Below are 26,621 nucleotides of genomic sequence, written 5' to 3'. Positions count from 1 at the left end.
AAGGGTGATTTTTTATGAAGACAATCCTTCTGTTCATGATGTTTCTCTCACCTCTCTGGCCCCTTGGAGATAATCCGGTCGTCGGTGATCCCTATGTGATTATCAATAAGCAGTCAAATGAACTGGCCTATATTGATAATGGGCAGGTTGTCAAAGTATTTGATGTTGCCACAGGCAAAAATGAAAAGCTGACACCTGAAGGAGAATTTACGATTACAGTAAAAGCAGCAGATCCTTTTTATCGGAAAAAGAATATTCCAGGCGGCGATCCGAAAAACCCGCTGGGAACAAGGTGGATCGGGTTTGATGCGGAAAATTCAGATGGTAGAACATATGGCATACATGGCACAAATAATGAAGATTCTATCGGCACCTTTGTCACACAGGGATGCGTGCGCATGTACAATGAGGAAGTAGAAATCCTCTTTGAGCACCTTCCAATTGGAACAAAAGTTTTCATAACGAAAAATAACAATTCCTTTGAGGAGATCGCTGCTCAAAAAGGTGCAATGAAAAAAGGTGACTCCTGAAGAGGGAGTCACCTTTTGTACATTGTTAAACTTGTCCTTCTTGCTTCCGTTTTTCTCATTGTTCCGCCACCGCCTAACCCCTCGGCAATAAAAGCAAAAACGGCTTTTTATGTTGGATTCTTATCGGTCTGTCGGGGCTAAATAGACGGTTCCGCTTTTCTGTATTAGAACCACATGCTCATTCCAGCAAGTAACGTTGTAGCAATCATCACTGCAAGCATCAGGTATACGACAGCTTTTTGAAATCTTTTAGACATGACATTCACTCCTATATAGGATTCTATCCCTATTTTAACGTGAATGAACGAATGGAACAAGGGAAGAGATTTGAACAAAAATGCACATTTTAGTCGAAGCAGCAGGAATTTTGTCCCCGGATAAAGAAGTAAGTCATGTTCATTAAAGTTAAGCGTTTTCATCTAGAGGAGGGGAAGAGATGATTAATAAGGTCGATCACATCGGGGTAGCGGTACGATCCATTTCACGGGTGCTTCCGTTTTATGAGAGGACTCTTGGATTAAAGCTTGTAGGCATTGAGAGTGTGGAAGAGCAGAAGGTTAAAGTCGCTTTTTTGAAAATTGGAAATACAAAAATAGAATTACTGGAGCCCACTTCAGATGAGAGTCCTGTAGCCAAGTTTATTGAAAAACGGGGAGAAGGCATACATCATTTGGCTTTAGGAGTGGATGATATAAAGAAACGGATTGAGGAATTAAAGGAAAACGGAATTAAGATGATTGATGAAACACCAAGGAACGGAGCCGGAGGTGCATCGATTGCCTTTTTGCATCCGAAAGCTGCAAATGGGGTTTTAGTGGAACTTTGTGAAAAGAGAGGTACGGTTCTATGAGCATTGATATTTTCGAAAAAATAAATGAATTATATGACCGAAGACGTGAAGTCGAAATGGGCGGCGGGGATGAGCGCATTGAAAAGCAGCATGAAAAAGGAAAGCTGACAGCAAGAGAGCGCATCGATCTTCTCGTTGATAAAGGAACATTCGTTGAAATGAATCCATTCATAGAGCACCGGTGCAATGACTTTGGTCTGAGCGGGAAAAAAGGACCGGGTGACGGAGTCGTCACAGGCTACGGCAAAGTGCACGGACGACCTGTCTATTTATTTTCACAGGACTTTACGGTTTTTGGAGGAGCCCTTGGAGAGATGCATGCCAAGAAAATTGCTGCGGTCATGGACCTGGCAGCCAAAAGCGGAACGCCGTTCATTGGCCTTAACGACTCCGGAGGTGCTAGAATTCAGGAAGGTGTGGTATCATTAGATGGATATGGACAGATTTTTTACCGCAATACCATCTACTCGGGCGTAATACCGCAAATTTCGGTTATCCTTGGTCCGTGCGCAGGCGGTGCAGTATATTCTCCTGCGATTACAGACTTTGTCTTTATGGTCGAGAAAACAAGTCAAATGTTTATTACAGGTCCTAAAGTGATTGAAACGGTAACAGGCGAAAAAATCAGTTCCGAAGATTTAGGCGGAGCTAAAGTACATAACACTATCAGCGGAAATGCCCATTTTTCAGGTGAAACAGAAGAAGAGGTGCTTTCTCAAGTCCGGAAATTAATGACCTATTTGCCGCAGAATAATCAGGAGAAAGCGCCGATTTTGCCATTCGATGATGATGCGGATTATCGTCCGAACCTGACAGACTGCATCCCATTTGATGCTCTCAGGCCTTATGATGTCCGTGTGGTTATTCAAGAAGTTGCTGATGCCGATTCTTTTTATGAAGTGCAAAAGGACTTTGCCAAAAATATAGTTGTTGGTTTTGCGAGAATAAAAGGTGAGGTCGTTGGACTCGTCTGCAATCAGCCAAAATACATGGCCGGCGGACTTGATATTGATTCTTCAGATAAAGCTTCCCGCTTCATCCGGTTTTGTGATTCGTTCCAGATTCCGATTATTACGTTTGAAGATGTTACAGGGTTTTTCCCTGGCATTAAGCAGGAGCACGGGGGAATCATCAGACACGGAGCAAAGATTTTATATGCCTATTCAGAAGCAACCGTTCCTAAATTGACGGTTATATTGCGAAAAGCCTACGGCGGAGCATACGTTGCACTGAACAGCAAATCAATCGGAGCGGATCTTGTTTTTGCATGGCCGAATGCCGAGATTGCCGTGATGGGTCCTCAGGGTGCTGCGAATATCATTTTCGCTAAAGAAATTGAGAACAGCGAAAATCCTGAAGAAACAAGAGCAAATAAAATCGAAGAATACAGAGAGAAGTTCGCAAATCCTTATGTTGCTGCGAGTCAGGGTATGGTTGATGATGTCATTGATCCGCGGGATACAAGAATTAAATTGATTCAGGCCCTTGAAATGCTCCGGACAAAGCAAGAGCAAAGACCTGCCAAAAAGCATGGGAACATTCCGCTTTAATACACTTTATGGAGGAATACATATGGTTAATCAAGAACGCTTAGTTAATGAATTTCTGGAGCTTGTGCAAATTGATTCAGAAACGAAATTCGAAACAGAAATTGCAAGAGTATTAAAAGAAAAGTTTTCATCACTTGGGGTTCATGTTGTTGAAGATGATACAACGGGTGTTACCGGGCACGGTGCAGGAAATTTAATTTGTACTCTGGAAGCTGTAAAAGACGGAGTAGATCCGATTTATTTTACTTCACATATGGACACTGTTGTTCCTGGAAAAGGCATTAAGCCATCCATTAAAGATGATTACATCGTGACAGATGGTACAACGATTTTAGGTGCTGATGATAAAACAGGTTTATCCGCGATGCTAGAAGCAGTCCGTGTTTTAAAAGAAAATAACATCTCACATGGAAAAATCGAATTTATTATTACTGCCGGAGAAGAATCTGGCCTTGTAGGCGCAAAAGCTTTAGATGGTTCTCAAATCACGGCAAAATTCGGATATGCATTAGACAGTGATGGAAAAGTCGGCACAATTATTGTTGCAGCTCCAACACAAGCTAAAGTAAAAGCAGCCATCTTTGGCAAGACGGCTCATGCTGGTGTCGCCCCTGAAAAAGGCGTATCTGCGATCACGATTGCTGCAAAAGCAATTGCTAAAATGCCTTTAGGCAGAATTGATCAAGAAACAACAGCTAATATTGGCCGTTTTGAAGGAGGCACACAAACAAACATCGTTTGCGATCAAGTGAATATTTTGGCTGAAGCGAGATCTTTGGTTCCTGAGAAAATGGAAGCCCAAGTAGCGAAAATGAAAGAAGCTTTTGAGAGCGTTGCTGCTGATATGGGCGGACGTGCTGAAGTGGATATTGAAGTAATGTACCCAGGCTTTAAATTTGGCGAGGGAGATCATGTTGTGGAGGTTGCTAAAAAAGCTGCTGCAGCAATCGGCCGCACAAGCGAGCTTCAAACAAGCGGCGGAGGCAGCGATGCCAATGTTATTGCCGGGTTTGACATTCCAACTGTGAATTTGGCAGTCGGGTATGAAGATATTCATACAACCAATGAAAAGATGCCGATAGAAGAGCTTGTGAAAACAGCTGAGCTTGTTGTCGCGATCATTGAGGAAGTAGCTAAAGGCGAATAATCCAAAAAGAATGGCAGGCGCAGCGATTGCTCCTGCTGTTTCTTATTTCAGAAAATAGAGGTGTTCAGCATGAAAAAGAGGGAAACAGCAACTTTTGCCGGAGGATGCTTCTGGTGTATGGTGAAGCCGTTTGACGAGCATCCTGGCATCATTGAGGTTGTTTCTGGCTATACAGGAGGAACATTAGAAAATCCTTCTTATGAACAAATTAAAACAGGTGAAACAGGCCACCTGGAAGCTGTAGAAATTACATTTGAACCTGAAGTATTTTCATATGAAAGACTGCTCGAGTTATATTGGCCGCAAATTGATCCGACAGATGATGGCGGTCAGTTCTTTGACCGGGGCAGCCAGTACCGCACAGCCATTTTTTATCATACAGAAGAGCAAAAGCAAAAAGCAGAGCAGTCAAAAACTGCGATTGAAAAGAGCGGCCGCTTTAAGAAGCCGATTGTAACTGAAATCCTTCCGGCAGCTCCTTTTTACCATGCAGAGGAATATCATCAAAAGTTTTATGCGAAAAATCCGGAGAAATATAAGCAAGAAAGAGAAGAGTCCGGAAGAGAAGAATTTATAAAGAAAAATTGGAAGAAGTAAAAACGAAGCTCACTGCCTTATAACAAGACAGCGAGCTTTTTCGAAGTTTTTAATAACGTATTTGCGCTTTTTGCCGCTAATAGATTGTCAAAGTGTCCAGCAGGGTACCTTCCTTATTAAGGAGGGTTATCAAAATAAATACATTAAATGAAAGCGCAATCGCCTCCTATGTGAAAACAAGAGCGGAGGAGAATTGCAAGCTGCTGATGGATGACGAAATGAACGAGCTTGAAAAAGGCAAAATATTAGGCAGAATGGAAGCGTACAATGAATGTTTAGAGAGATTTGGATTTGATAAAGTAGAGTGTTGAAAGCTTGCTATGCATGCTTTTAATTTTGCAGCCGAATGCAGCTTTGGTTGATAAATATTTGATTGAGGAGATAAATTTAAAAAGCAGATAGATAAAATCCGGAAATCGGTTGATATGTTTCCGAAATCGGTTGATGAATTCCGATTAGAGGTATATATCTCTGAAAGCTGTTTTCCACGGACGCTTTTCATGTTTAAGAGCAGAACAGGTACTGATTCTTGCCTTCATCAGATGTCCTTTCAGATTTAAAGGACAGTCGGAAAAAATGAACAGTGCCGCCATTTACCTGATGGCGGCTTTTTTGGATTATATGATAAAATGGAAAGAGAACGATTGTTTGGAAAGAAGATGAATAAGATGAAAGAGCTAAGTGGACCAAGAGTAATTCTACATGTGGACATGAACAGCTTTTATGCATCTGTTGAAATGGCTTTTGAACCCGAACTTAGAGGAAAGCCTGTTGCAATTGCAGGAAACGTTGAAGAACGAAAAGGAATTGTAGTTACTTGCAGTTATGAAGCGAGGGCAAAGGGAGTGAAAACGACCATGCCGCTTTGGCAGGCGAAACGGCATTGTCCTGAACTGATTGTCCGTAAACCAAACTTTGACCGTTACCGAAAAGCCTCTAAAGCCATGTTCGGCCTTTTACGAGAGTTTACACATTTGGTTGAGCCCGTTTCAATTGATGAAGGATATATGGATTTAACGGAGTTTTTAAAGGAGGGCAACCCTCTTCAAATCGCTAGGACCATTCAGGACAGGCTGATGGAAGAGCTTTTGCTGCCGGCAAGCATTGGTGTAGCACCTAATAAATTTCTCGCCAAAATGGCATCCAACATGAAAAAACCCCTCGGCATCACTGTACTCAGAAAGCGGGAGCTGGGTAAGACCCTTTGGCCTCTCCCTGTAAGCGAAATGCATGGGGTTGGAGAAAAAACGGCCGAGAAATTAAAAACAATTGGTATTCAAACGATAAAAGACCTTGCAGGTGCTGATGCGATCGGATTAAAGCAGCTTCTCGGAATCAACGGCGAGCGCCTGAAAAAAAGAGCAAATGGAATAGATGATAGAGAGGTAAACCCTGACTCCATCTATGATTTTAAAAGCATTGGAAACTCAACTACTTTATCAAAAGATACAACAGAGGCCAGACTTCTGTATGAAACTCTGAACCGTCTGTCACATTCAGTAAGCAGCAGAATGAAACGAAAGGATGTTCTCGGCACGAAAATCTTTACGACGATTCGTTATTCTGACCGAAGCACATATACTCGAAGTAAGAAACTGAATAACCCTATTGTTGAGACAGAGGATATTCTTACACATGCTAAAGCGCTGTTTGATAAGCATTGGACGGGTGAACCAATCCGGCTGCTTGGCGTAACATGCCAGGATCTCGTTCCGAAAGAGGATGCTTATAAGCAGCTGGATCTTTTTTCTTTTCAGGAGGATGCAAAAAAAGAACCTCTTTACAAAACGATTGAAGATATCAATAGGAAATATGGCGGCAGCATGGTGAAACGCGGGATGAAAGTGGACAAATCAGAAGATGATAAATCAAGCGGCACGAGTTTTAATAAAGATTTTTTAAGGGAATAATTAAGGCGCTTTACTTGATAAAAGCAAGGCTCCTGTGTTATTTTTACATGAAGAATCCATGTGACTGTATACATGAGCTCTGTATATAAAAATTGATTGAGAAGGGAAGTAACATAATGTCAAAACAGCAAATTGGCGTCATCGGTTTGGCCGTCATGGGCAAAAACCTCGCTCTTAATATAGAAAGCCGCGGATATTCCGTATCGGTTTATAATCGTTCTTCTGATAAAACAGAGGAGATGCTGAAAGAAAACAGCGGTAAAAATCTGGTTGGTACATACAGCATTGAAGAATTTGTTCAATCACTTGAAACTCCCCGCAAAATTTTGCTGATGGTCAAAGCGGGCTTTGCAACAGATGCTACTATTGAACAATTGCTTCCTCATTTAGATAAAGGGGATATTTTAATTGACGGCGGAAACACGCTGTATACAGACACACAGCGCCGCAACAAGGAGCTTGCCGAAAGCGGCATACACTTCATCGGCACTGGCGTATCCGGCGGTGAAGAAGGGGCACTTAAAGGGCCATCAATTATGCCTGGCGGCCAAAAAGAAGCCTTCGATCTAGTAAAGCCTATTTTCGAAGCGATTTCTGCAAAAGTTGATGGTGATCCATGTACTACATACATCGGTCCTGATGGTGCAGGCCATTATGTGAAAATGGTTCATAACGGAATTGAATACGGCGACATGCAGCTGATTTCAGAAGCTTATTTTATTTTGAAAAATGTTCTTGGTCTATCTGCAGAAGAATTGCATGAAGTATTTGCGGACTGGAATCAAGGCGAGCTTGACAGCTATTTAATTGAAATCACTGCAGACATCTTTACTAAAACGGATGAAGAAACAGGAAAGCCGCTTGTTGACGTCATTTTAGATACTGCAGGCCAAAAAGGCACTGGAAAATGGACAAGCAAAAGCGCTCTTGATTTAGGTGTTCCTCTGCCGATTATTACAGAGTCTGTTTTTGCACGATTCATTTCTGCAATGAAAGATGAGCGCGTGAAAGCAAGCAAAATCTTATCAGGACCTGCTGTTTCTCCTTTTGAAGGCGATAAGGCAGAACTGATTGAAGTTGTGCGCAAAGCTCTTTATATGAGTAAAATCTGTTCTTATGCACAAGGCTTCGCTCAAATGAGAGCAGCTTCGGATGAATACAAGTGGGATCTTCAGTACGGCGATATCGCCATGATTTTTAGAGGCGGCTGCATCATTCGCGCTGCATTCCTGCAAAAAATCAAAGATGCATATGACCGTGATGCAAACCTTGCAAACCTGCTGCTTGATCCATACTTTAAAGAAATTGCTGAAGGCTACCAGGGAGCTCTTCGCAAAGTCTTAACGGTTGCGATTGAACAGGGAGTACCGGTGCCTAGCTTCTCAGCTGCGTTATCATACTATGACAGCTACCGGACAGAAACGCTTCCTGCCAACCTTATTCAGGCACAGCGTGACTACTTTGGAGCTCATACTTATCAGCGTACAGATAAAAAAGGTATTTTCCATACAGAATGGATGTCTAAGTAATGAAAGAAACACGGGGCGGAATGCTCCGTGTTTTTTTTGTTTCTCAACTGGTAAATCTGGGTTATGAAAAGAACGTTGCAGAGGAACAAAATGAATTAACAATTGTTTTACAACAAAAACACTATAAAAATAAATAAATATTTATTGTATATCAATAATTAATGTGTTAAATTCAAATTGAAAATAAATCGTGAGGTGATTTTTATGAAACGGGGAACAACACTCTTTTTAAAGATAGCTGTCATTCTAATTGGAATCCCAGTTCTTGCTTTGTGCATATTTGTGGTGCCTGAGATAGCGAATTTTGCAGCAGAATTGTATCCAGATCTTGCTTATATGAAATATCTCGTTCTAATTGATTTGTATGCTACGGCGGTACCTTTTTACTTTGCTCTGTATCAAGCTTTTAAACTTTTAAGCTATATTGACAAGAATAAAGCTTTCTCGGAATTATCTGTAGGAGCTTTAAAGAATATAAAATACTGTGCATTCAGTATCAGTATCTTGTATGTGCTGGGTATGCCGCTGTTTTATCTCATGGCGGAAATAGACGACGCCCCGGGTATCATATTAATCGGAATGGTCATAATCTTTGCTTCATTTGTGATTGCAGTCTTTGCCGCTGTTCTGCAAAAGCTATTAAAAGAGGCTATTGATATAAAATCAGAAAATGATTTAACGGTCTGAGGTGAATAACATGGCGATTATAATCAATATTGATGTGATGCTGGCTAAAAGGAAAATGAGCGTAACAGAACTTTCGGAGAGGGTTGGTATAACAATGGCTAACCTTTCTATTTTGAAAAATGGAAAGGCAAAGGCAATTAGGCTTTCAACTTTAGAGGCGATTTGCAGGGCTTTAGAGTGTCAGCCAGGAGATATTTTAGAATACCGAAGTAATGAAGACACCAACTAAGCAGAACTTACATTTTATTCAGAAAAAACCTTTGGAGGCAAAATTCATGAGAGCAATCAAACAACTCGTTCGTTTTGGATGGGAGCAGGCCCTGTCATGTTTGTTTCCTGTCGTTATTTTTGCCTCTTTGGCTCTTACACAAATCCTGCCGCTGCCCTTCCTGCCGCGGTATGACTGGCTGCTCCTTATCTGTCTTCTGATGCAGTGGTGGATGGTGCGTTCTGGGCTTGAAACACGTGATGAACTAAAGGTTATCACATTGTTCCACCTTATTGGACTTGCTCTTGAACTTTTTAAGGTACATATGGGCTCCTGGTCTTATCCAGAGGAAGGATATTTTAAAATTTTTGGAGTTCCTTTGTATAGCGGATTCATGTACGCAAGTGTAGCGAGTTATCTTTGCCAGGCGTGGAGGAGGCTTAAAGTTGAACTGGTTAAATGGCCGCCGTTCTTGGCAGTTGTATCTCTTACCGCTGCGATTTATTTGAATTTTTTTACACACCATTATTGGATTGACGTTCGCTGGTGGTTATCAGGACTTGTAATAATCATCTTTTGGCAATCATGGGTCACATACGAGGTTGATGGAACACGTTACCGTATGCCACTCGCCCTTTCTTTTGTACTCATTGGATTTTTTATATGGATAGCCGAAAATATCGCAACGTTCTTTGGAGCTTGGGAATATCCAAACCAAACCGATGCATGGAGTCTCGTTCATCTGGGAAAGGTGAGTTCATGGCTTCTATTAGTGATTGTCAGCTTTCTTATAGTAGCAACGTTAAAGCAGGTTAAGGGGAAAAGTTCCACTAGGATAGACGCTAGTCAATTTTTATAACTGCAAATAACTTTAGCAAAGGTGCTGACTTTACAGGATTTTAGCATCTTCCAATCTTCAACCGGGCGCTTTTCCGAAAAACGGAAAGCGTCATTTTTAATGGAGAGTGAGTTAGATAACAAGTTTTATAATAATTGTATTTAGCAAACGTGGCAGGATGGTTGTAGAAGCTTGCACCCGTCATTGCCATTGATCTTGAGATTTGTATAGCCTATATAGTTTTCTCTATGAAATTGGCGGCAACATCTATATCAAATTTTTCAATGACCCGGCGGCCAGAGCTTCTTTTTTATGCCAATAAATATTGTTATTTAGATTTCAGTCAAAATGGAGCCCGTTAGACTATGATTGTCCGGTATTTTAGTGATGCAAAAAAGTTGACGTATCCGGCCGGCGGAGTATATATTTCTTTGGGTAAACGAAATAATTAGCTGAAGGCGGGATACGCATGTCAACTATATCTGCAGAGAGACGTTTAGCAGTCCCCGGCTTAAAGCATGAAAACAAAATTGTAATGCTTTGGAGCTTAACAGTCTGGCTCGTCGTGATGAACACGACCATGTTTAATGTTGCATTGCCGAGTGTGCTTCGTGATTTGTCTCTCTCATCAGGCACTGCCTCTTGGATTGTGTCCGGGTACTCAATTGCTTTTGCCATATCAACGCTGACATACAGCCGCCTGTCAGATTTTATTCCTATATCAAGGCTGCTGGCCATCGGGCTTGCCATGCTGGGAACTGCCTCTATCATCGGTTTCTTTTCACATAGCTTTTATTTGCTTTTATTCGCAAGAGTTCTGCAGGCAGCAGGGGCGGGAGCTGTTCCGGGCCTTGCGATGGTTCTTGCTGGCAAATACATCCCGATTTCAAGAAGGGGAAAGGCGATGTCGCTGATTTCCTCTGCAGCATCGCTTGGTTTCGGCCTTGGTCCGGTCATCGGAGGAGCCATTACCACCTACCTCGGATGGAATTACCTTTTTGTCATTACTGGATTTGTTGTCTTTCTTCTTCCGATGTTCAAAAAGCTATTGCCGGAAGAGGACGTGCAAAAAGTGCATTTCGATTCGGTCGGCGGGCTGCTTACAGGACTCGGCGTCACGGGACTGCTGCTCTTTTTATCCACTTTATCATTGCCGCTTCTGGCAGGAACACTGCTGATGCTGTTCATTCTCTGGAAGCATATCCACAAAATCAGCATCCCATTTGTTCAGCCTTCGCTGTTCAGTAATAGGCAGTATGTCAAGCTTGCTGCAGCTGCTTTTTCAGGCTTTATCCTTCATTTTTCAACACTCTTTATGATGCCGATTATTCTAACTGAACTGTTTGGTAAAGATCCGGCAGCCATCGGACTTATTATTTTTCCTGGTGCCATCTTGTCTGCTGTTGCAGCCCAATTCATCGGCAGGCTGATTGACCGGTTTGGAAATGTACCGCTGATTTCTTTTGGCCATGGGATGCTGCTGATTTCATTGCTGATTTTGGCTTTGTCCGCTGGAAAATCCCCATACGCCATCCTGATTGCCTATATGTTTATGAGCACTGGTTTTTCAAGCTTAACTTCAAGTATAGCCAATGAGGCATCCCGCATTCTGCCGGAGGATGATATTGGATCGGGAATGGGCCTGACCCAGCTGATTCAATTCTTTGGAGGGGCTTTTGGCGTAGCTCTCTCAGGTATATTGATTGAATGGCAGCAAGGCATTCCAGCTTCCTTGATCTATGCAAACATCTTTTGGGGATTGACCGGCCTGATTGGACTCTCTTTCCTTATTTTCTGGTCGTACGTCAAAATCGAATCAAAGAAAAAATCACTTCACTACTGAGGTGATTTTTTTATGCATGATAACAGATGGCCGTCAGCAGCCATATACAAAGAAAAACACCTGAATTCTCAGGCGTTTTCGAAAAATTAATCGACCATATCGGTAATTGGCCACCAGTGGAAGCCGTCTTTTTCAAGAAGTTGGTCAGCTGCTTTTGGTCCCATTGTGCCGGATGCATAGTTAGGGAATTCCGCTTTATTCGATTCCCATGCTTTCGAAATCGTATCAACATAGCTCCATGAGAGTGAGACTTCATCCCAGTGAGTAAAGTTAGTAGCATCTCCGCGCAAGCCGTCGTAGATGAGCTTTTCATACGCTTCCGGAGTGTTGAACTGGTCAACACAGTTGCTGCAGTAGTCTAGCTTAATAGGCTTTACATAAGAGCCGCCGCCTGATTCTTTAGCATTCAGGTGAAGAGTTATGCCCTCATCAGGCTGAATGTGAATGACAAGCAGATTCGGATGATTGCTGTCTACATCGTTTGAATAGAGATTCATTGGCAGATCTTTAAACTGAACAACAATCTTCGTTGACTTAGCGGTCATTCGCTTGCCTGTACGAATGTAAAAAGGAACTCCGGCCCATCTGAAGTTGTCGATCATCAGCTTGCCGGCAACAAAGGTTTCAGTATTGGATTCAGGGTCAACATTGCTTTCTTCGCGGTAGCCCGGAACAGATACCTCTTCAGATTCGCCTTTTCCATACTGTCCCCGCACGAAATAATCAGGCACGTCTTGTTCAGTAAGAGGGCGCAGTGCGCGCATCACTTTTACTTTTTCAGAACGGATCTCGTCTGTTTCAAGTTTAATTGGGGGCTCCATTGCAAGGAGGGCTACCATCTGCATAAGATGGTTTTGAACCATATCCCGCAGAGCACCTGAGTTTTCATAATAGCGTCCCCGGTCTTCGACGCCTAGCACCTCGCTTGAAGTGACCTGAATGTTTGAGATATAGCGGTTATTCCATACAGACTCAAACAGGGCGTTAGAGAAGCGGATGACTTCAATGTTCTGTACCATCTGCTTTCCGAGATAGTGGTCAATCCGGTAGATTTGATCTTCTGAAAAAGCTTCGCGGATTTCATCGTTAAGCTCCTGGGCAGAAGGCAAATCATGGCCGAACGGCTTTTCTATCACAAGTCGGCTCCAGCCCTCTATTGCAGTTAATCCCTCTTTTTTAAGATTGCTTGCAATCGTTCCGAAGAATTCAGGTGCCATGGCCATGTAGAACATCCGGTTTCCCGGGATGTGATACTTTCTGTCCATTTCGGACAGGATGCCTTTTAACTCTAAGTATGAAGATGGATTTGTCACATCAAACGGATGATAATAAAAGTGTGATGTGAATCCTTCAAGCTCAGATGATTGCTTAAACGATGATTGAATCGATTCACTGACATTCGAGCGGAATTCCTCATTTGTCCACGGTCTTCTTCCTACCCCGACAACTGCGAAGTCAGCATCGATTTTCTTGCTGCGGTACAGGCGGTAGATGGAGGGGAAAAGCTTGCGTTTTGCAAGGTCTCCTGTTGCTCCGAATATTACGATAACTGCTTTTGGTTTTTGTTCCTTATTCATGTATTGAACCTCACTTTATATCAGCCGGATTTATTAAAAAAGTATGTAACCTGTTTAAGTACTTAATTTTAATGCTAAAAATGATGTAAATCAAACATTTAAGTTTATTTTCATACATAAGTAGTATGAACCAATTAATTAGAATCCACAAATCGGAAAAAAAAGATAAAAGATGAAATGAAAATTAATAAATAGTTCAAATAAACCTGTCGAAGGAAAGATCCTTGTTTGATGTTAACCGAATTTCTGTATTAACCAGCTTTTCGCTTCTATTGAAGCAGAACCATACGTATAGCAGGGTTTGTGTTGTTTTTATTTTTAATGAAAGCCGATACAGACACGATATGTTTTGGAGTTTTCATAGAATCCCCTTTCTTCAAGTTAATGATATATTCTTCTAAACCATTTAAATCCCTTTTCATTCTTCATATTTTCCGGGAAGTCATGTATTCTAATAGATAAGAAAATCGGACGAGGTGAAGCAATTTTGGATCTGCTGTTTTTAGGAACGGGTGCGGGAATGCCCGCAAAAGCAAGAAATGTCAGCTCAATCGCACTGCGTCTTTTAGAGGAACGCAAAGCTGTCTGGCTGTTTGACTGCGGGGAGGCAACGCAGCATCAAATTTTATATACTGCAATAAAACCGAGGAAAATTGAAAAAATCTTTATAACACATATGCATGGCGATCATATATTCGGATTGCCGGGTTTTTTGGGGAGCCGTTCGTTTCAGGGCGGGGAAGAGCCTCTTACGATTTATGGTCCGGCCGGAATTAAAGAATATGTTCAGTCATCTCTTCTGCTTAGTTTTACACATTTAAAATATCCGCTTGAAATCGTTGAAATTGATGAAGGTCTTGTTTTTGAAGATGAGCAATTTACTGTTGTAGCGAAGAAACTGGAACACGGGGTTCCTTCATACGGGTATCGGATTACTGAAAAGGATGCTCCGGGAATGCTCCTTGTGGACAAGTTAAAAGAGGCAGGAGTAGGACCGGGGCCTGTTTATAAAAAATTAAAAGATGGCGAAACCGTTCAATTAGAAGACGGCAGAGTGCTATCTGGCGCTGACTTTCTTGGAGCCCCTAAAAAAGGAAGAGTAGTGGCATTATTAGGAGATACGAGAACATGTCCGCAAATTCTGGATCTTGCACGAAACGCAGACATGCTTGTCCATGAGGCGACGTTCGGTGAGGGAGATGACCTGCTTGCATACCAGTATTTTCATTCCTCGACAACCCAGGCTGCAGCGGCAGCTTTAGAAGCAAATGCAAAAAAACTGGTTCTTACTCATATTAGTGCCCGTTATCAGGATGACGATAAGGACACACTGTTAAGTGAAGCAGCATCAATTTTTCCTAACACATCGGTTGCGGAGGATTTTTCATGTTTTGAAGTCGAGAGAGCAAATGACTAAAATCATATATGCTGTTCGGCATTGTCAGGCGAAGGGTCAGGCATTTGATGATGAGCTTACAAATGAAGGGCTTATCCAGGCTTTAGGTCTTGCTGAGTTTTTTAAAGGGCTTGAAGTTGACATAATCATTTCAAGTCCTTTTCTCCGTGCCATTCAAACGGCAGCTCCGCTTGCCGAAAAGAAAAATCTTGAACTGCATCTTGATGAGCGCTTATCCGAAAGAGTGATGAGCGGAAAGAGCATGAAGGATTGGAAAGACAGGCTTAAGGATACATTTGACGATCTGTCTCTTGCCTTTGAAGGCGGCGAGTCTAACCAATCGGGCTTAGAGCGGGTTTGTTCTCTTCTGGCCGAGATTACTGCTTCAAAAGAAAATCATATAGTACTCGTCAGTCATGGAAATTTAACAACCCTGCTGCTCAGATTTTTCGATAATTCGTTCGGATATGATCACTTGATGAGCATGACGAATCCCGATGTGTTTAAAATTATTCTCAAGCACGATGAGAATGCGGACATTCAGAGAATATGGAGTTGACAAAGGAGATAGAACCAGCTAAAATAACATTATCAAATCGTAATTATTACGTTTTGTGATTTTAATAGGAGGAAATATGATATGAGAGTGAACGTAACCCTGCAATGCACTGAGACTGGTGATCGCAATTATATAACAAAAAAGAACAAACGAAACAATCCAGACCGCCTGGAATTGAAAAAATATTCACCCAGACTTAAAAAAGTAACCCTGCACCGCGAAACAAAATAATGATTTAGGGAGGAACGGCATCAGATTTTGATGAAGTTCCTTTTTTCTTGCCTGAAAATAGCGAAATAGTGCAGATTATTTCCCTCTAAGGATAAAAGGAATACAGCTTAAAGGCCTAGAATATAAAAAATAACAGGAGACACTTGAAGAATGGGGGGATTTGGTGAATAAATACAAAGTAACCTTAGGTTTATTCATTTGTTTTGGTCTGGCCTTTGTCATCTGGTCAATGACAGAAATATCACAATCCTTCGATGAGCCTCTTGAAGCGCTGCAGCATACGAAACATGATTTGGAAGTAGTTATTCCAGCCTATAAAATAAACGATGAAGCCCTCTTCTTTTTTATTGACCAAAAGAATCATCTTGGAACGGCTTTTTTAAAAGAAGGAATTTATGGATGGAAAGCTGGGTCCATCTCAACAAATCCGCTCGAAGACCGTCAAGCTGAAAGTGAACTTTTAAATTATCATTTCTACGGTAACTCTATGATCTATGGTCTTCTCTCAGATGAGAAAGGATCTCTGGAAGTGAAAATAAACGGGGCCGAAGCACGAACTCTCCAAGTAGGGGGCATGCTGGAGAAAGAAATCGCCCAAAAATACAATTTGCAAAACACGGTCCTCTGGTATTTCCAGCAAGATGAGCTGGTGCCTGGAGGAGGAGAGGTTGAGCTTCTTCAGGATAAAGTGAAACTGGTAGATGAAAAGGGTTTTTAGCAATAGTTGAGAGGGGCTGATGCAGCTCCTCTTTTTATTGAATTTACATTTTCTGTACTGATTGCGCACAATCGTATTCCAAGGTGATCATTTACCAGGAGCAGTTAATAAAAATAAAGTTCCTCACAATCGACTTGGTGCTTTCTCTGAAGTGAAAGAAACAGGAAGAAAAGGTCTTTAGTCCTGCAACTGGGTTTTCAACAAGGAAGGATGGAACGGAAATTGAAAAGCATCAAGGTGATTGTATTTTTGTCTTGATGTCAGAGAAAAGAGTAAATGAATTATTTTCTGAAAAAAAGCAGCCGTCATGGCTGCTTTTCCAGTTATTAAACTTCAAAATATCTTTACCATCCTCGTGAATATTGCTTCGGAGCTTCAATTTCCGCCCCAAGCTCCAGTGCCGCTGTCCGGGGCCAATACGGATCGCGCAGAAGTGCGCGTGCAAGGAAAATCAAATCCGCACGTTCATTTCCGAGAATCTCATCTGCCTGGATTCCTGATGTGATGAGTCCGACCGCACCAGTGTTAATGCCTGCTCCTTCACGGATGCGCTCGGCGAATTTCACTTGATATCCAGGGAAAACTTTTATATCAGCAGGCACTAAAGCCCCTGAGCTGACATCAATTAAATCAACGCCCTGTTCCTTCATCCAGGTGCTGAATTCCACATAATCTTCTACGTCTAATCCTTCAGGATGATATTCTGTTGCGGATACCCTGACAAACAATGGACCATCCCATACATCTTTTACTGCTTCTATCACTTCATGCAAGAAACGGTAGCGGTTTTCTTGGCTTCCGCCATATTCATCTGTCCGTTTATTTGACAAAGGGGACAGGAATTGATTGATTAAGTAACCATGCGCACCGTGAAGCTCAATGATATCGAATCCCGCTTTTTTAGCGCGGATCGCTCCGTCCTTAAATGCCTGAATGGTTTCAGAGATCTGTTCCTTCGTCATTGCAGCGGGTGTTTTCATTTTTTCATTGAAAGCAAGTGCTGAAGGCGAAATGATTTCACCCTCTAAAACAGCCTTCCGTCCCGCATGTGCAAGCTGGATGGCTGTTTTTGCCCCGTATTGCTTCATGCCGTCTACAAGCTTTGCAAGTCCATCTGCATGTTCATCGTTCCAAATCCCTAAATCCTGAGGGGAGATTCTTCCTTGTGGAGTGACAGATGTTGCTTCTATCATGATCAGTCCAGCACCGCCGACTGCCCGGCTGATATAGTGTGTCATGTGAAAATCTTCAACCATTCCGCCTTCGCGATGGGAAGAATACATACACATTGGAGACATCACTATGCGATTTTTCAGTGTGACATTTTTTACGGTATATGGTGTGAATAAATGGTTTTTCATCTAGCTTTGCCTCCCTGAAATGAATTTCATAAAAAGTATAACAGCTTTAAATGCATACTTCATTGAAGTTGCCTGACACCTCTTTTAAAAATTGCGAAAATTCTATAGAATAGAATTATAGGAGGTCTCATCATGAATTCAAAATGGCAATCAAAGCAGCAGCTGACGGAACTTTTAACTGGCCTAGTGAACCTTGCAAGCATTACAGGATCAAAAGATGAGATTGCACTTGCACAGCATCTTTATTATGTATTGAATGATTTTCCTTATTTTAAAGAAAATCCTGATTTTCTTCAGCTGCATCCGCTTGATGATGGACGGTATTTTCTGACTGCGCTTGTAAAAAGCAAGGAGCAGACAGACGAAACCGTTCTTTTATTGAGTCATTTTGATGTTGTTGATGTGAAAGATTATGGTCACCTGCAGCATTTAGCGTTCCATCCCCACGAATTAACGAAGGAGCTGCTGAATTCAGCTGATCTGCTGCCTCCTCATGTAAAAGAAGATATTGAAACAGGCGACTGGCTGTTTGGCCGGGGCACAATGGATATGAAAGCGGGTCTGACCGTACAGCTTGGAATGCTTGAGCGAGCAATGGATGGTGAGTTTGATGGGAATCTTCTTTTGGTGACCGTTCCTGATGAGGAAGTGAATTCTGCCGGTATGCTTGGAGCGGTACCTGTTTTGAAAGATCTGAAAAACCAGTTTAACCTTTCATACCGGGCATGCGTAAACTCGGAACCAATGTTTTCTAGATATCCAAACGATGAGAATTATTATGTATACTCGGGTTCAATCGGCAAAGTGCTTGCGGGATTTTACTGCAGCGGAGTTGAAACCCATGTTGGGGAGCCTTTTTCAGGATTAAACGCAAACCTGATGGTATCAGAGCTTAACAGGCTGCTTGAACTGAACGAACGCTACAGCGAAATAGCGGATGACGAAGTCACACCTCCGCCGATGAATCTGATGCAAAAGGATTTAAAGGAAGAGTATTCGGTGCAAATTCCGCATGAAGCCGTTACGCTTTTTAATATTTTAACAATGAAACGCAGTATGCTTGAGCTGCATGATATGCTTTTGAAAACAGCAGAGGAAGCGGCAAACAATATTGAGCGATTCTATGACGAGAAAGCAAGACGCTACAGCCAGTCTGTCACATATACACCTGCGTCCTATCAAGTAACCGTTATGTCCTATGATGACCTGCTTGAGTACGCTGTGAAGAAAGTCGGAGAGGCTGAAGTAAACAGACATATTCATTATTTAAAAGCCAATCGCGGGGATCTGGATGACCGCCATTTCACAAATAAAATTGTCTCTGGCTTATCCGGCTTGTGCAAGGAGCTTGCGCCTTTGATTGTTGTTTTTTACAGTCCGCCGTTTTATCCATCTGTTTCTTCAAAAGGGGATGATTTTATACAAGGTGTTCTTGGAGAGGTTCAAAGCTATGCAAAAAATCAATTTCAAATTTCTCTTAAGAACCAGCAATATTTTGCCGGGTTGTCTGATTTAAGCTTTTTGCAGATTAAAGAAAGCGAGGAATCAATTCGTGAACTGACAGCAAACATGCCGATTTACGGAGATCATTATCAGCTTCCTTTGCAGGAAATCAAAGAATTGAACATTCCTGTTTTAAATGTCGGCCCTTTTGGCAAGGATCCGCACAAATGGACGGAGCGTCTGCATCTCCCATACTCTTTTGAGACATGTCCTGCCCTGCTTTCATTTACGCTGAAACGTATTTTTGAAAAGAAATAGGTGAGAAAAAATGGGGTTCGAACGTGTTGAAATGAAAAATTCCCGGCAATTAACATTGATCGGGAATTTTTATCCTGCTTCTGCCGATGCGATCGTCATCATGTGCCATGGCTTTACGTCAGATAAAACCTCTCGGGGAAGATTTGACCGTTTTGCTCTTCGGTTTCAAAAGTCAGGCTTCAATGTACTCGCTTTTGACTTCAGCGGATGCGGAGAAAGTGATGACGATTCGCTGACCATGGCAAAACAAGCAGATGATTTACAGTCTGTTCTGACGTTTGTGAAACAAAGAGGCTTCCAAAAAATCGCCTTGTACGGACACAGTCTCGGAACCCGTATCTGTTTAATGTGTCATTCTGAAGCCATTCAAACAATGGTGCTGACCGGTGCTTCGACGGGCGGAACAGTCTATCAGTGGGACGAGCATTTTTCAGCGGAACAAATGACAGAACTTGCTGAAAGCGGAAAAATAACAGAGCAGCTCTCCAAAGGACCTAGAAAGACAGTAATCATCGATCAGCAAATGCTTCTTGACTTTGAGCAGTGTGATCAGAAAAAACTGCTGTCTTCAATTAAGTGCCCTGTATTAATTATTCATGGCAATTACGATGAGGAAGAAAAAAGGTTATCTGAACTATCACGTGCTGGAATGACGTGGCTGCCGAAAGATTCTAAGCTTGTGATCGTAGATGGAGCAGCCCATAGCTTCATGGATCATTTGGACGTCGTGGAAGATCATGCAAATGACTGGCTTATTAAACATATGACCAGGGAACGATAAAAGGGAAACTGATCCAAAGTAGAGCATGGAAAGCTCCTTTTATGGTAAATTAGAAGAATTATGCTTTGGAGTGCTTTCCATCCTTCTTGCGGTTGGGTGAGAATGGAATCGAAGAGGCAGCCATTGCAAAGCGGACTTTTTGTCACAATTTCTAATGTGGCTCTTCTTCAGTTTTTCGGATATTACGGATAAGGGGGATTCTTTTATATGTTTGTTGTGAATGTTGAAGGTGCGATTTTCAAACATGACAGGTGGCTCATTATTGAAAGAAGTATGGAAGAGGAACATGCTGCAGGACAGCTTTCTCTTGTTGGCGGAAAAGTAGAATATGAAGGGGCTTCTTCATCTGTTTTAGAACGAACAGTAAAACGCGAAATTGACGAAGAGGTCGGAATTTCTGTGAAAGAAGACATTTTCTATGTTCACAGCACTTCGTTCGTTTCAGATGAGGGAGTTCATGTAATTGATGTCGTTTTTTTGTGTGAATATGAGAGCGGGACACCTTATGCAAAGAGCGAGGACGAAGTCTCGTCTGTTGCCTGGATGACGTACGATGAGATTCTTCTGCATCCCAATGCGCCAATCTGGCTGAAGAACAGCATTCGGCTCTCTCACTCTATGAAATTAAAAAAAGCGGCTGGCAAATCCCTTGCATAGGGAGTTACTCAGCCTTTTTCTTTATACATGGGAGGCTTTATTCCTGCACCAGTTTTTTCAAGTATGCTCTTTTAATGCCTTTTCTGCGAATATCTCTCTAAGTTCATGCGATCGTTCCGTTGCTCTTTTTACACATGCAGCGATTGCTCCATCAACTTGATATGCCTGCAGTTTTTCTATACCTGCTTCTGTCGTGCCGCCAGGACTTGTGACTTCTTTCCGAAGGACCCCAGGCTCTTTTCCGGAAGTCATCAGCATTTCTGCTGCTCCAAGAAGAGTTTGGGCAATCAATGCTTTCGCTGTCTCTTTTTCAAGGCCTGTTTCTTCTGCTGCTTTTTCAAGTGCTTCTGCGATGTAATAAATGTAAGCAGGTCCGCTCCCGGAAAGGCCTGTAACCGCATCTAATTGATCTTCCTCAACATGTGTAACTGTTCCGATAGCCTGGAAAAGCTCTGTTGCCTGTTTTAGCTGGGCTGCCGTTACATTTGAATTGCAGGCAAGGCCTGTAGCGGATCTTTGAATGGTCGCTGATGTATTTGGCATGGCACGAATAATGGAAAGCTTTTTCCCGAACAGTTCCTGTATGGTTTCACTTGAGATGCCAGCCAAAATAGAAATGATGACTTGATTGCTGTTCACATAATCCCGAATGCTTTCAATTCCTGCACGGACATCCTTTGGCTTCATCGCAAGAATGATAATAGACGCCCCTCTGACGGTCTCCTGTTTGTCTTCTGTAACAGATACCCCGTAGGCTTGATGAAGACAGGTCAGCCGTTCCGTGCTCGCGCGATTTGTGACTTTTATATGTTCAGGGAAGCACACACCGCCATTAATTAATCCGATAATAATGGACTCTGCCATTGATCCTGCCCCTACAAATGCGATGTTCTTCATGTGAATTCCTCCTGATATTAAAAATAAAATTGAAGCTCTTGATTGTTCAAAGATGTTTTGAGTAAAAGAACCTGAATCCTTGGTAAATACGTGTAGATTACGAAAATAACAATTTATGAGAAAACAGCCAAATAAAAAAACCTTTTCATCCAATTTTGAAATAAAGGACGAAAAGGTTCCGCGGTACCACCTTCATTGGGAAATGCGAAATGCATGACCCCAACTTAAAATCCCGTAACGAGGGATTACGTCAAGTTTGCCTGACAGCTCACAGGGCAGGTTCAATCAGCAAGGGGACGGTGAAATCTCTCAGCCGGCGGATTTCACTCTCTGCTCATCATTGCTTGATTTACTATTCCTGTTCATCGCTCAATCTATATTCATTTCCTGCATTCGTGCATTAAATTGATTTGTTCATCATTATGCTAGGTTGGACAAGCATTTGTCAAGTGGCTTTTTTTGCTTTTCTTATCATGAATTATTTGAAAATAATGACACATTTGCAAGGAACGTGTAAAATAAGGCTTATAATCAATGAATGTGCATTCATAAACAGTGCAGTGAATATATTAGACTTATATAAAAATAACAAATGAGGAAGATGGTATGAAAACGAAATCAGATATGATCATTAAGTTAACATTGCCGACTCCATTTCCAGTAGGAGATGTGAACGTGTATCTTGTAAAAGGTGATAGGCTGACATTGATTGATGCTGGACCAAAAACAGCTGAAGCACTCGCTGCCCTTAAGTCTCAAATGGAGCAAGCGGGCTATCGGATTGAGGACATTGAACAGGTCATCCTTACACATCATCATCCAGATCATGTCGGACTGCTTGATTACCTGCCTCAGTCGATCGATGTGATCGGTCATCCTTTTAACGCGCCATGGATTATGCAGGATGAGTTATTCATGAAGGCTCAAAAAGAATTCTTTTTGAAGCTATTCGTTGAATTCGGAATTGATGAACGGATGCTTCCTTACTTGGCTCAGTTTGATTCTTCCATGAAGTATGCCTGTAAGCGGAACTTAACAGCCGGCATCAGTGAGGGAGACTCTGTTCCTGGCATGGACGGCTGGCATGTCATTGAAACACCGGGTCATGCCCAAACACATATCGCTCTGTATCGTGCAGAGGATGGCCTGATGTTTGGCGGCGATCATCTTCTGCAGCATATTTCAGCAAACCCTTTGCTTGAACCGCCGATGAACGGGGGAGAGCGGCCAAAACCGCAGGTTCAATTTAATGAATCGTTTGAATCATTGCTCAAAATACCGATTTCAAGAGTGTTTTCAGGTCATGGGGAAACGGTCGAGATGCCGCATGAACTCATCCGCTATCGTTTGAAAAAGCAGGAGGAACGGGCATTGGAGGTGCGGGCTTTTATAAAAGAAAAGCCGATGACGGCATTTGAAGCGTGTCAAACGCTCTTCCCGCATCTTTACAAAAGACAAATGATGCTCACGATATCTGAAACGGTCGGACAGCTGGATTATTTAGAGGCTGCTGGAGAAATTAAAGGTCATATGGCGGGAGCGCAGAAAATTTATACCTGAGGTGTGTAATAAATGAATGAAAAATTGAAAAATCGGTTTGTAGCTATTACAGGAGCATCAGGCGGAATCGGTGAAAAAATGGCTGTCCTTGTTGCGAAGAGCGGGGGTCATCCAATCTTAATTGCCAGAAGATCGGATCGTCTTGCTGCTGTCGCTGAAAACATTACGAAACAATATGATGTGAATTGTACGTACCATCAGCTTGACGTCAGTGACTTACACGCGGTGCAGCAAACTTTTGAACGGATTCTTGCGGATGTTCCGCAAATTGATGTTCTCGTTAATAATGCCGGATTCGGTATTTTTAATACAGTCGCAGATGCGTCACTTGAAGAAATGAAATCGATGTTTGAGGTAAATGTGTTTGGTTTAATTGCCTGTACGAAAATGGTGTTGCCTTCCATGCAAAAGAAAAACGAAGGACATATCATTAATATCGCTTCACAGGCCGGAAAGCTTGCAACGCCAAAATCGAGTTTATACTCTGCTTCAAAACACGCTGTGCTCGGGTTTACAAACAGCCTGCGGATGGAGCTTTTAGAGACGAATGTTCATGTTACTTCTGTTAATCCTGGTCCCATAAAAACGAACTTTTTCGAAATTGCCGATACGAGCGGGAACTACGTAAAGAATGTAGAGCGCTTTATGCTTAATCCTGATAAGGTGTCAGAAAAAATTGTGAACGCTATGCTGACAAGCAGACGTGAAATTAATTTGCCCGGCTGGATGAATGCAGGCAGCAGCTTTTACCAGCTCATGCCTCGTTTGTTTGAAAAGGTTGCGGGGAAGGCTCTATCGAGAAAATAATCAAGTGAAGAAAACCGGCCTTTTGGCCGGTTTTTTACGGGATAAGAAAGTATAAGATTTTGCGCATTGTGGCGAGCTGAATCGCCCAACTCCTTGGCCAGAACAAAATCGGACTTTTCTGCCGGATTCTTATCTGTCATGCCTGCGCTAAACGGGCGCTTGCGCTTTTCTTACGTTATAGTTCCTGGTTTGTCACATAGCCATACACAACATCCTCAACCACTTCAAACCATTCCGATCCTTCACTCTTCTTTTTTTCGATTACTTTTGCAATAAGGACGTGTGCTTCTTTTTTACTAAGTGAACCAGCAAGCTCATATTGCTGAAAGGATTGCTGAATCATTTTATAAATCCACTTTTCGTCCATGTTCCACCTCTTCTTAATCATGATTATAAGCGGGTTTTTCCCGGATGCCAAGCAGCTATTTTTTTGCTGATGGTGAAAACTACCATTGAAACCGAACGTATATTCGCTTACTATTAGTCATATAATAAACACGAACATATATTCTGTTATGAGGAGTAAGAACTATGATTGAGGATTACAGTCAATTTCCAAAACGAAAAATTCTGTGCGTTGACATGAAAAGCTTTTACGCAAGCTGTGCGGCGGTTCTGGAAGGGCTTGATCCGCTGACATGCCATTTAGCTGTTGTCGGCGATACAGAGCGGCAGGGGAGCATTGTGCTCGCAGCTTCACCGTGCCTGAAAAAGGAATTTGGCATTAAAACCGGATCTCGTTTATTTGAAATTCCGAACGATCCCCGCATTCGCATTGTCAATGCAAAAATGGCCTCCTTTGTCCGCATCTCAACAGAGCTTACACGCCTTTTTCACAGGTACGTTCCAAAGGATGCCATTCATACGTACAGCGTGGATGAGAGCTTTATTCAAATTGATGGGGTCGAGGGCATCTGGGGAGATGCCTGGACAATTGCAGCTAAAATCAGAGACGATATGGAACGTGAATTTTCACTCCCATGTGCAATCGGAATCGGCCCCAATATGCTGCTCTCCAAGATCTGCCTGGATTTGGACGCGAAGAAAAAAGGAATTGCCGAATGGACGTATGAGGATGTGAAGAAGAAACTTTGGAAAGTTGAGCCGCTTCGGGAAATGTGGGGCATCGGCAGCCAGGTTGAAAAAACGCTGAACCGGATGGGGATTTTCAACGTAGGCCAGCTTGCCAATCATCCGCTTGATGCGCTTGAGAAGAAATTCGGCATTATGGGAAATCAGCTTTATTATCATGCATGGGGCGTTGATTTGTCTGAAATTGGAGCGCCGATCCTGCAGGGACAAATCAGCTTCGGCAAAAGCCAGATTTTAATGCGGGATTATCCTGATCCGAACGAAGTAAAACACGTCATCCTTGAAATGTGCGAGGAAGTGGCAAGAAGGGCCCGGCAGCATCGGAAAGCCGGCAGAACGGTAAGTCTTGGAATCGGCTACAGCCACGATGAGCTCGGAGGCGGATTTCACCGCTCGCGAACAATGCGCCAGCCGACCAATATTACAATGGAGCTTTATGAAACATGCATCACATTATTTGACCAATTTTATGCGAATAAAACCGTCCGGAAAATCTCAATTGCCCTGTCCAATATTGAAGATGATGCCGAGATGCAGCTTGATTTGTTTCAGCCTAATCGTGAAAAAGAACAGATCCTCGGTTATGTGATGGACTCCATTCGCGGAAAATACGGCTCAAATGCCCTGCTGCGCGCCGTTTCTTATACAAAAGCCGGGACAGCAAGACATCGCGCGAAGCTTGTTGGCGGGCATAAAGCATAGAAAAGGGAGGAATCGTCATGATTCGGGATCGGGGCAATATCAAATGGACATCAATGATGCTGCCTGAGCATGTAAAAATTTTGAGAGAGCTTGAGATTGAACAGGGATATGCAGTAAAGCCTGTGATGGATGAGCAGCAGCTTGAGCATTTCAATGAATTGATCAGTCTTGCAATGGAAGAAAATCGGGAGCTTGCCTTTACTTATTATGAAAATCATGATTTTCATGTACGGGAAGGCCATGTGCACTATGTAGATCCAATCCGCGGGAGCATTCGGATCATTGACTCAGAAGAAACTCGTTTTGATTTGCCTTTAGACAAGATCACAGATATCCGCGGGAAATAAGACTGTCACTCTAAGGACAGTCTTATTAATTAATTAATTAATTAATTAATTAATCAGAAATCTTCGGAGGTCAGATCAGTCTGCCCGTATTGTCCAGCTCCACCGCCTAACCCCTCGGCCAGAACGGCTCCGCCAGTAAAAGCAAAACCGGCTTTTTCTGTCGGATCCTTATCTGTCTGTCGGGGCTAAACAGGCGGTTCCGCTTTTCCGTGCACAATCGATTGAAACGTCCCCTTATGCGATCCATCACAAAACGGCATCTTTTTTGATAACCCGCAGCGGCAAAGCGAAAAGCTCTGCTTAGTCTGAAAGACATTGCCGGCTGCATCAATCAATTCCACATCACCGGTTACACGGAGAGACCCATTATTATTCACTTTTATTTGAGCTTTAGACACATGTAAAACCTCCCTCTATAAATATTGATATATCAACGGTTTGACCCGTTGGTGGGATGTCAAAAAAATATTTTTCGACAAACACCCT

30 protein-coding genes are annotated in these 26,621 nt (G+C 42.5%); 24 read left to right on the top strand and 6 right to left on the bottom strand.

Going from position 1 to position 26,621, the window contains the following annotated elements:
- Nucleotides 1–14: 14 nt before the first annotated feature.
- Complete coding sequence (locus CYJ36_RS07980; RefSeq protein ID WP_101566598.1) at nucleotides 15–530, top strand: L,D-transpeptidase; 516 nt, start codon at nucleotides 15–17, stop codon at nucleotides 528–530.
- A 164-nt stretch (nucleotides 531–694) separates the two neighbouring features.
- On the opposite strand, the gene prli42 is transcribed toward CYJ36_RS07980, so the two are convergent.
- Nucleotides 695–787 carry a stressosome-associated protein Prli42 gene (gene prli42 / locus CYJ36_RS23585; RefSeq protein ID WP_180850171.1) on the bottom strand — a complete coding sequence of 31 codons (93 nt, stop codon included), beginning with the start codon at nucleotides 785–787 and terminating at the stop codon, nucleotides 695–697.
- A 179-nt stretch (nucleotides 788–966) separates the two neighbouring features.
- Here prli42 and mce point away from each other — a divergent pair, with 179 nt between their 5' ends.
- The 12 genes from mce to CYJ36_RS07930 all read left to right on the top strand — a co-directional run bounded on the left by mce (nucleotide 967) and on the right by CYJ36_RS07930 (nucleotide 11,689).
- Nucleotides 967–1,380 (top strand): methylmalonyl-CoA epimerase, encoded by a 414-nt coding sequence (mce, locus tag CYJ36_RS07975; protein WP_101566597.1) that lies wholly within the window; start codon nucleotides 967–969, stop codon nucleotides 1,378–1,380.
- Nucleotides 1,377–2,930, top strand: coding sequence for an acyl-CoA carboxylase subunit beta (locus CYJ36_RS07970; protein ID WP_374702791.1), 1,554 nt, complete (start codon nucleotides 1,377–1,379; stop codon nucleotides 2,928–2,930). Before mce ends, CYJ36_RS07970 begins: the two co-directional genes overlap by 4 nt.
- A 22-nt stretch (nucleotides 2,931–2,952) precedes the next feature.
- Nucleotides 2,953–4,077 (top strand): M20/M25/M40 family metallo-hydrolase, encoded by a 1,125-nt coding sequence (locus CYJ36_RS07965; protein ID WP_101566595.1) that lies wholly within the window; start codon nucleotides 2,953–2,955, stop codon nucleotides 4,075–4,077.
- Nucleotides 4,078–4,146: 69 nt separating this feature from the next.
- On the top strand, nucleotides 4,147–4,674 hold the full coding sequence (gene msrA / locus CYJ36_RS07960) for a peptide-methionine (S)-S-oxide reductase MsrA (RefSeq protein WP_101566593.1): 528 nt from the start codon (nucleotides 4,147–4,149) through the stop codon (nucleotides 4,672–4,674).
- Nucleotides 4,675–4,844: 170 nt separating this feature from the next.
- Nucleotides 4,845–4,985 carry a hypothetical protein gene (locus CYJ36_RS24035; protein ID WP_185772694.1) on the top strand — a complete coding sequence of 47 codons (141 nt, stop codon included), beginning with the start codon at nucleotides 4,845–4,847 and terminating at the stop codon, nucleotides 4,983–4,985.
- A 357-nt stretch (nucleotides 4,986–5,342) separates the two neighbouring features.
- Nucleotides 5,343–6,584 (top strand): DNA polymerase IV, encoded by a 1,242-nt coding sequence (locus CYJ36_RS07955; RefSeq protein ID WP_101566591.1) that lies wholly within the window; start codon nucleotides 5,343–5,345, stop codon nucleotides 6,582–6,584.
- Between the two features lie 116 nt (nucleotides 6,585–6,700).
- Nucleotides 6,701–8,113 (top strand): NADP-dependent phosphogluconate dehydrogenase, encoded by a 1,413-nt coding sequence (gene gndA, locus CYJ36_RS07950; RefSeq protein ID WP_101566590.1) that lies wholly within the window; start codon nucleotides 6,701–6,703, stop codon nucleotides 8,111–8,113.
- Nucleotides 8,113–8,250 (top strand): hypothetical protein, encoded by a 138-nt coding sequence (locus CYJ36_RS23580; RefSeq protein ID WP_180850163.1) that lies wholly within the window; start codon nucleotides 8,113–8,115, stop codon nucleotides 8,248–8,250. Before gndA ends, CYJ36_RS23580 begins: the two co-directional genes overlap by 1 nt.
- A 67-nt stretch (nucleotides 8,251–8,317) precedes the next feature.
- The gene (locus CYJ36_RS07945) at nucleotides 8,318–8,800 is read left to right on the top strand and encodes a DUF2975 domain-containing protein (protein WP_101566588.1); all 483 of its coding nucleotides are present in this window, start codon (nucleotides 8,318–8,320) and stop codon (nucleotides 8,798–8,800) included.
- A gap of 10 nt (nucleotides 8,801–8,810) precedes the next feature.
- A complete protein-coding gene (locus CYJ36_RS07940) occupies nucleotides 8,811–9,029 on the top strand; it encodes a helix-turn-helix domain-containing protein (protein ID WP_101566585.1) in 219 nt (72 codons plus the stop codon).
- Nucleotides 9,030–9,075: 46 nt separating this feature from the next.
- On the top strand, nucleotides 9,076–9,867 hold the full coding sequence (locus tag CYJ36_RS07935; RefSeq protein WP_101567128.1) for a DUF817 domain-containing protein: 792 nt from the start codon (nucleotides 9,076–9,078) through the stop codon (nucleotides 9,865–9,867).
- A gap of 448 nt (nucleotides 9,868–10,315) precedes the next feature.
- Nucleotides 10,316–11,689, top strand: a complete 1,374-nt coding sequence (locus tag CYJ36_RS07930; protein WP_101566584.1) for an MFS transporter — start codon at nucleotides 10,316–10,318, stop codon at nucleotides 11,687–11,689.
- A gap of 86 nt (nucleotides 11,690–11,775) precedes the next feature.
- Here CYJ36_RS07930 and zwf read toward each other — a convergent pair whose 3' ends face one another.
- The gene (gene zwf / locus CYJ36_RS07925) at nucleotides 11,776–13,266 is read right to left on the bottom strand and encodes a glucose-6-phosphate dehydrogenase (RefSeq protein WP_101566582.1); all 1,491 of its coding nucleotides are present in this window, start codon (nucleotides 13,264–13,266) and stop codon (nucleotides 11,776–11,778) included.
- Between the two features lie 487 nt (nucleotides 13,267–13,753).
- On the opposite strand from zwf, the gene rnz reads away from it, so the two are divergent.
- From rnz to CYJ36_RS07905, 4 genes are all read left to right on the top strand, one after another.
- Complete coding sequence (gene rnz / locus CYJ36_RS07920) at nucleotides 13,754–14,683, top strand: ribonuclease Z (RefSeq protein ID WP_101566581.1); 930 nt, start codon at nucleotides 13,754–13,756, stop codon at nucleotides 14,681–14,683.
- Nucleotides 14,676–15,221: a histidine phosphatase family protein gene (locus tag CYJ36_RS07915; protein WP_101566578.1), complete on the top strand. Its 546-nt coding sequence runs from the start codon at nucleotides 14,676–14,678 to the stop codon at nucleotides 15,219–15,221. Before rnz ends, CYJ36_RS07915 begins: the two co-directional genes overlap by 8 nt.
- 81 nt (nucleotides 15,222–15,302) lie before the next feature.
- A complete protein-coding gene (gene rpmG, locus CYJ36_RS07910) occupies nucleotides 15,303–15,452 on the top strand; it encodes a 50S ribosomal protein L33 (RefSeq protein ID WP_070876717.1) in 150 nt (49 codons plus the stop codon).
- Nucleotides 15,453–15,615: 163 nt separating this feature from the next.
- Nucleotides 15,616–16,170: a hypothetical protein gene (locus CYJ36_RS07905; RefSeq protein WP_101566577.1), complete on the top strand. Its 555-nt coding sequence runs from the start codon at nucleotides 15,616–15,618 to the stop codon at nucleotides 16,168–16,170.
- Nucleotides 16,171–16,514: 344 nt separating this feature from the next.
- Here CYJ36_RS07905 and namA read toward each other — a convergent pair whose 3' ends face one another.
- Nucleotides 16,515–17,531, bottom strand: coding sequence for an NADPH dehydrogenase NamA (gene namA / locus CYJ36_RS07900; RefSeq protein ID WP_101566574.1), 1,017 nt, complete (start codon nucleotides 17,529–17,531; stop codon nucleotides 16,515–16,517).
- A 132-nt stretch (nucleotides 17,532–17,663) separates the two neighbouring features.
- Here namA and CYJ36_RS07895 point away from each other — a divergent pair, with 132 nt between their 5' ends.
- The 3 genes from CYJ36_RS07895 (at nucleotide 17,664) to CYJ36_RS07885 (ending at nucleotide 20,730) form a co-directional block, all read left to right on the top strand.
- Nucleotides 17,664–19,292, top strand: a complete 1,629-nt coding sequence (locus tag CYJ36_RS07895; protein ID WP_101566572.1) for a M20/M25/M40 family metallo-hydrolase — start codon at nucleotides 17,664–17,666, stop codon at nucleotides 19,290–19,292.
- Nucleotides 19,293–19,302: 10 nt separating this feature from the next.
- Nucleotides 19,303–20,073, top strand: coding sequence for an alpha/beta hydrolase (locus CYJ36_RS07890; RefSeq protein WP_101566570.1), 771 nt, complete (start codon nucleotides 19,303–19,305; stop codon nucleotides 20,071–20,073).
- A gap of 207 nt (nucleotides 20,074–20,280) precedes the next feature.
- Nucleotides 20,281–20,730, top strand: coding sequence for an NUDIX hydrolase (locus CYJ36_RS07885; RefSeq protein ID WP_101566568.1), 450 nt, complete (start codon nucleotides 20,281–20,283; stop codon nucleotides 20,728–20,730).
- 57 nt (nucleotides 20,731–20,787) lie between these two features.
- On the opposite strand, the gene proC is transcribed toward CYJ36_RS07885, so the two are convergent.
- Nucleotides 20,788–21,627, bottom strand: a complete 840-nt coding sequence (proC, locus tag CYJ36_RS07880) for a pyrroline-5-carboxylate reductase (RefSeq protein ID WP_101566566.1) — start codon at nucleotides 21,625–21,627, stop codon at nucleotides 20,788–20,790.
- Between the two features lie 606 nt (nucleotides 21,628–22,233).
- Between proC and CYJ36_RS07875 the strand changes: the two genes are divergently transcribed.
- Nucleotides 22,234–23,187, top strand: coding sequence for an MBL fold metallo-hydrolase (locus CYJ36_RS07875; RefSeq protein WP_101566564.1), 954 nt, complete (start codon nucleotides 22,234–22,236; stop codon nucleotides 23,185–23,187).
- A gap of 12 nt (nucleotides 23,188–23,199) precedes the next feature.
- Nucleotides 23,200–23,994, top strand: a complete 795-nt coding sequence (locus CYJ36_RS07870) for an SDR family NAD(P)-dependent oxidoreductase (protein WP_101566562.1) — start codon at nucleotides 23,200–23,202, stop codon at nucleotides 23,992–23,994.
- Between the two features lie 175 nt (nucleotides 23,995–24,169).
- On the opposite strand, the gene CYJ36_RS07865 is transcribed toward CYJ36_RS07870, so the two are convergent.
- On the bottom strand, nucleotides 24,170–24,361 hold the full coding sequence (locus CYJ36_RS07865) for a YqzH family protein (RefSeq protein WP_101566560.1): 192 nt from the start codon (nucleotides 24,359–24,361) through the stop codon (nucleotides 24,170–24,172).
- 164 nt (nucleotides 24,362–24,525) lie between these two features.
- Between CYJ36_RS07865 and CYJ36_RS07860 the strand changes: the two genes are divergently transcribed.
- The gene (locus CYJ36_RS07860; RefSeq protein WP_180850161.1) at nucleotides 24,526–25,788 is read left to right on the top strand and encodes a Y-family DNA polymerase; all 1,263 of its coding nucleotides are present in this window, start codon (nucleotides 24,526–24,528) and stop codon (nucleotides 25,786–25,788) included.
- 17 nt (nucleotides 25,789–25,805) lie between these two features.
- Nucleotides 25,806–26,135 (top strand): YolD-like family protein, encoded by a 330-nt coding sequence (locus CYJ36_RS07855; protein WP_101566558.1) that lies wholly within the window; start codon nucleotides 25,806–25,808, stop codon nucleotides 26,133–26,135.
- A gap of 185 nt (nucleotides 26,136–26,320) precedes the next feature.
- Here the strand turns inward: CYJ36_RS07855 and CYJ36_RS07850 are convergent, their stop codons facing one another.
- Nucleotides 26,321–26,533, bottom strand: a complete 213-nt coding sequence (locus CYJ36_RS07850) for a CDGSH iron-sulfur domain-containing protein (protein ID WP_101566556.1) — start codon at nucleotides 26,531–26,533, stop codon at nucleotides 26,321–26,323.
- Between the last annotated feature and the right edge of the window lie 88 nt (nucleotides 26,534–26,621).

The organism is Bacillus sp. UMB0893 (assembly GCF_002858905.1).
Lineage (GTDB): Bacteria > Bacillota > Bacilli > Bacillales > Bacillaceae > Bacillus_P.
This window is presented reverse-complemented; position numbering and strand designations above follow the sequence as displayed.

Bases quoted from the DNA above. Each gene is read 5' to 3' on its own strand.
- CYJ36_RS07980 (WP_101566598.1), top strand. From the start codon at position 15: ATGAAGACAATCCTTCTGTTCATGATGTTTCTCTCACCTCTCTGGCCC.
- prli42 (WP_180850171.1), bottom strand. From the start codon at position 787: ATGTCTAAAAGATTTCAAAAAGCTGTCGTATACCTGATGCTTGCAGTG.
- mce (WP_101566597.1), top strand. From the start codon at position 967: ATGATTAATAAGGTCGATCACATCGGGGTAGCGGTACGATCCATTTCA.
- CYJ36_RS07970 (WP_374702791.1), top strand. From the start codon at position 1,377: ATGAGCATTGATATTTTCGAAAAAATAAATGAATTATATGACCGAAGA.
- CYJ36_RS07965 (WP_101566595.1), top strand. From the start codon at position 2,953: ATGGTTAATCAAGAACGCTTAGTTAATGAATTTCTGGAGCTTGTGCAA.
- msrA (WP_101566593.1), top strand. From the start codon at position 4,147: ATGAAAAAGAGGGAAACAGCAACTTTTGCCGGAGGATGCTTCTGGTGT.
- CYJ36_RS07955 (WP_101566591.1), top strand. From the start codon at position 5,343: ATGAAAGAGCTAAGTGGACCAAGAGTAATTCTACATGTGGACATGAAC.
- gndA (WP_101566590.1), top strand. From the start codon at position 6,701: ATGTCAAAACAGCAAATTGGCGTCATCGGTTTGGCCGTCATGGGCAAA.
- CYJ36_RS23580 (WP_180850163.1), top strand. From the start codon at position 8,113: ATGAAAGAAACACGGGGCGGAATGCTCCGTGTTTTTTTTGTTTCTCAA.
- CYJ36_RS07945 (WP_101566588.1), top strand. From the start codon at position 8,318: ATGAAACGGGGAACAACACTCTTTTTAAAGATAGCTGTCATTCTAATT.
- CYJ36_RS07940 (WP_101566585.1), top strand. From the start codon at position 8,811: ATGGCGATTATAATCAATATTGATGTGATGCTGGCTAAAAGGAAAATG.
- CYJ36_RS07935 (WP_101567128.1), top strand. From the start codon at position 9,076: ATGAGAGCAATCAAACAACTCGTTCGTTTTGGATGGGAGCAGGCCCTG.
- CYJ36_RS07930 (WP_101566584.1), top strand. From the start codon at position 10,316: ATGTCAACTATATCTGCAGAGAGACGTTTAGCAGTCCCCGGCTTAAAG.
- zwf (WP_101566582.1), bottom strand. From the start codon at position 13,266: ATGAATAAGGAACAAAAACCAAAAGCAGTTATCGTAATATTCGGAGCA.
- CYJ36_RS07915 (WP_101566578.1), top strand. From the start codon at position 14,676: ATGACTAAAATCATATATGCTGTTCGGCATTGTCAGGCGAAGGGTCAG.
- rpmG (WP_070876717.1), top strand. From the start codon at position 15,303: ATGAGAGTGAACGTAACCCTGCAATGCACTGAGACTGGTGATCGCAAT.
- namA (WP_101566574.1), bottom strand. From the start codon at position 17,531: ATGAAAAACCATTTATTCACACCATATACCGTAAAAAATGTCACACTG.
- CYJ36_RS07895 (WP_101566572.1), top strand. From the start codon at position 17,664: ATGAATTCAAAATGGCAATCAAAGCAGCAGCTGACGGAACTTTTAACT.
- CYJ36_RS07890 (WP_101566570.1), top strand. From the start codon at position 19,303: ATGGGGTTCGAACGTGTTGAAATGAAAAATTCCCGGCAATTAACATTG.
- CYJ36_RS07885 (WP_101566568.1), top strand. From the start codon at position 20,281: ATGTTTGTTGTGAATGTTGAAGGTGCGATTTTCAAACATGACAGGTGG.
- proC (WP_101566566.1), bottom strand. From the start codon at position 21,627: ATGAAGAACATCGCATTTGTAGGGGCAGGATCAATGGCAGAGTCCATT.
- CYJ36_RS07875 (WP_101566564.1), top strand. From the start codon at position 22,234: ATGAAAACGAAATCAGATATGATCATTAAGTTAACATTGCCGACTCCA.
- CYJ36_RS07870 (WP_101566562.1), top strand. From the start codon at position 23,200: ATGAATGAAAAATTGAAAAATCGGTTTGTAGCTATTACAGGAGCATCA.
- CYJ36_RS07865 (WP_101566560.1), bottom strand. From the start codon at position 24,361: ATGGACGAAAAGTGGATTTATAAAATGATTCAGCAATCCTTTCAGCAA.
- CYJ36_RS07860 (WP_180850161.1), top strand. From the start codon at position 24,526: ATGATTGAGGATTACAGTCAATTTCCAAAACGAAAAATTCTGTGCGTT.
- CYJ36_RS07855 (WP_101566558.1), top strand. From the start codon at position 25,806: ATGATTCGGGATCGGGGCAATATCAAATGGACATCAATGATGCTGCCT.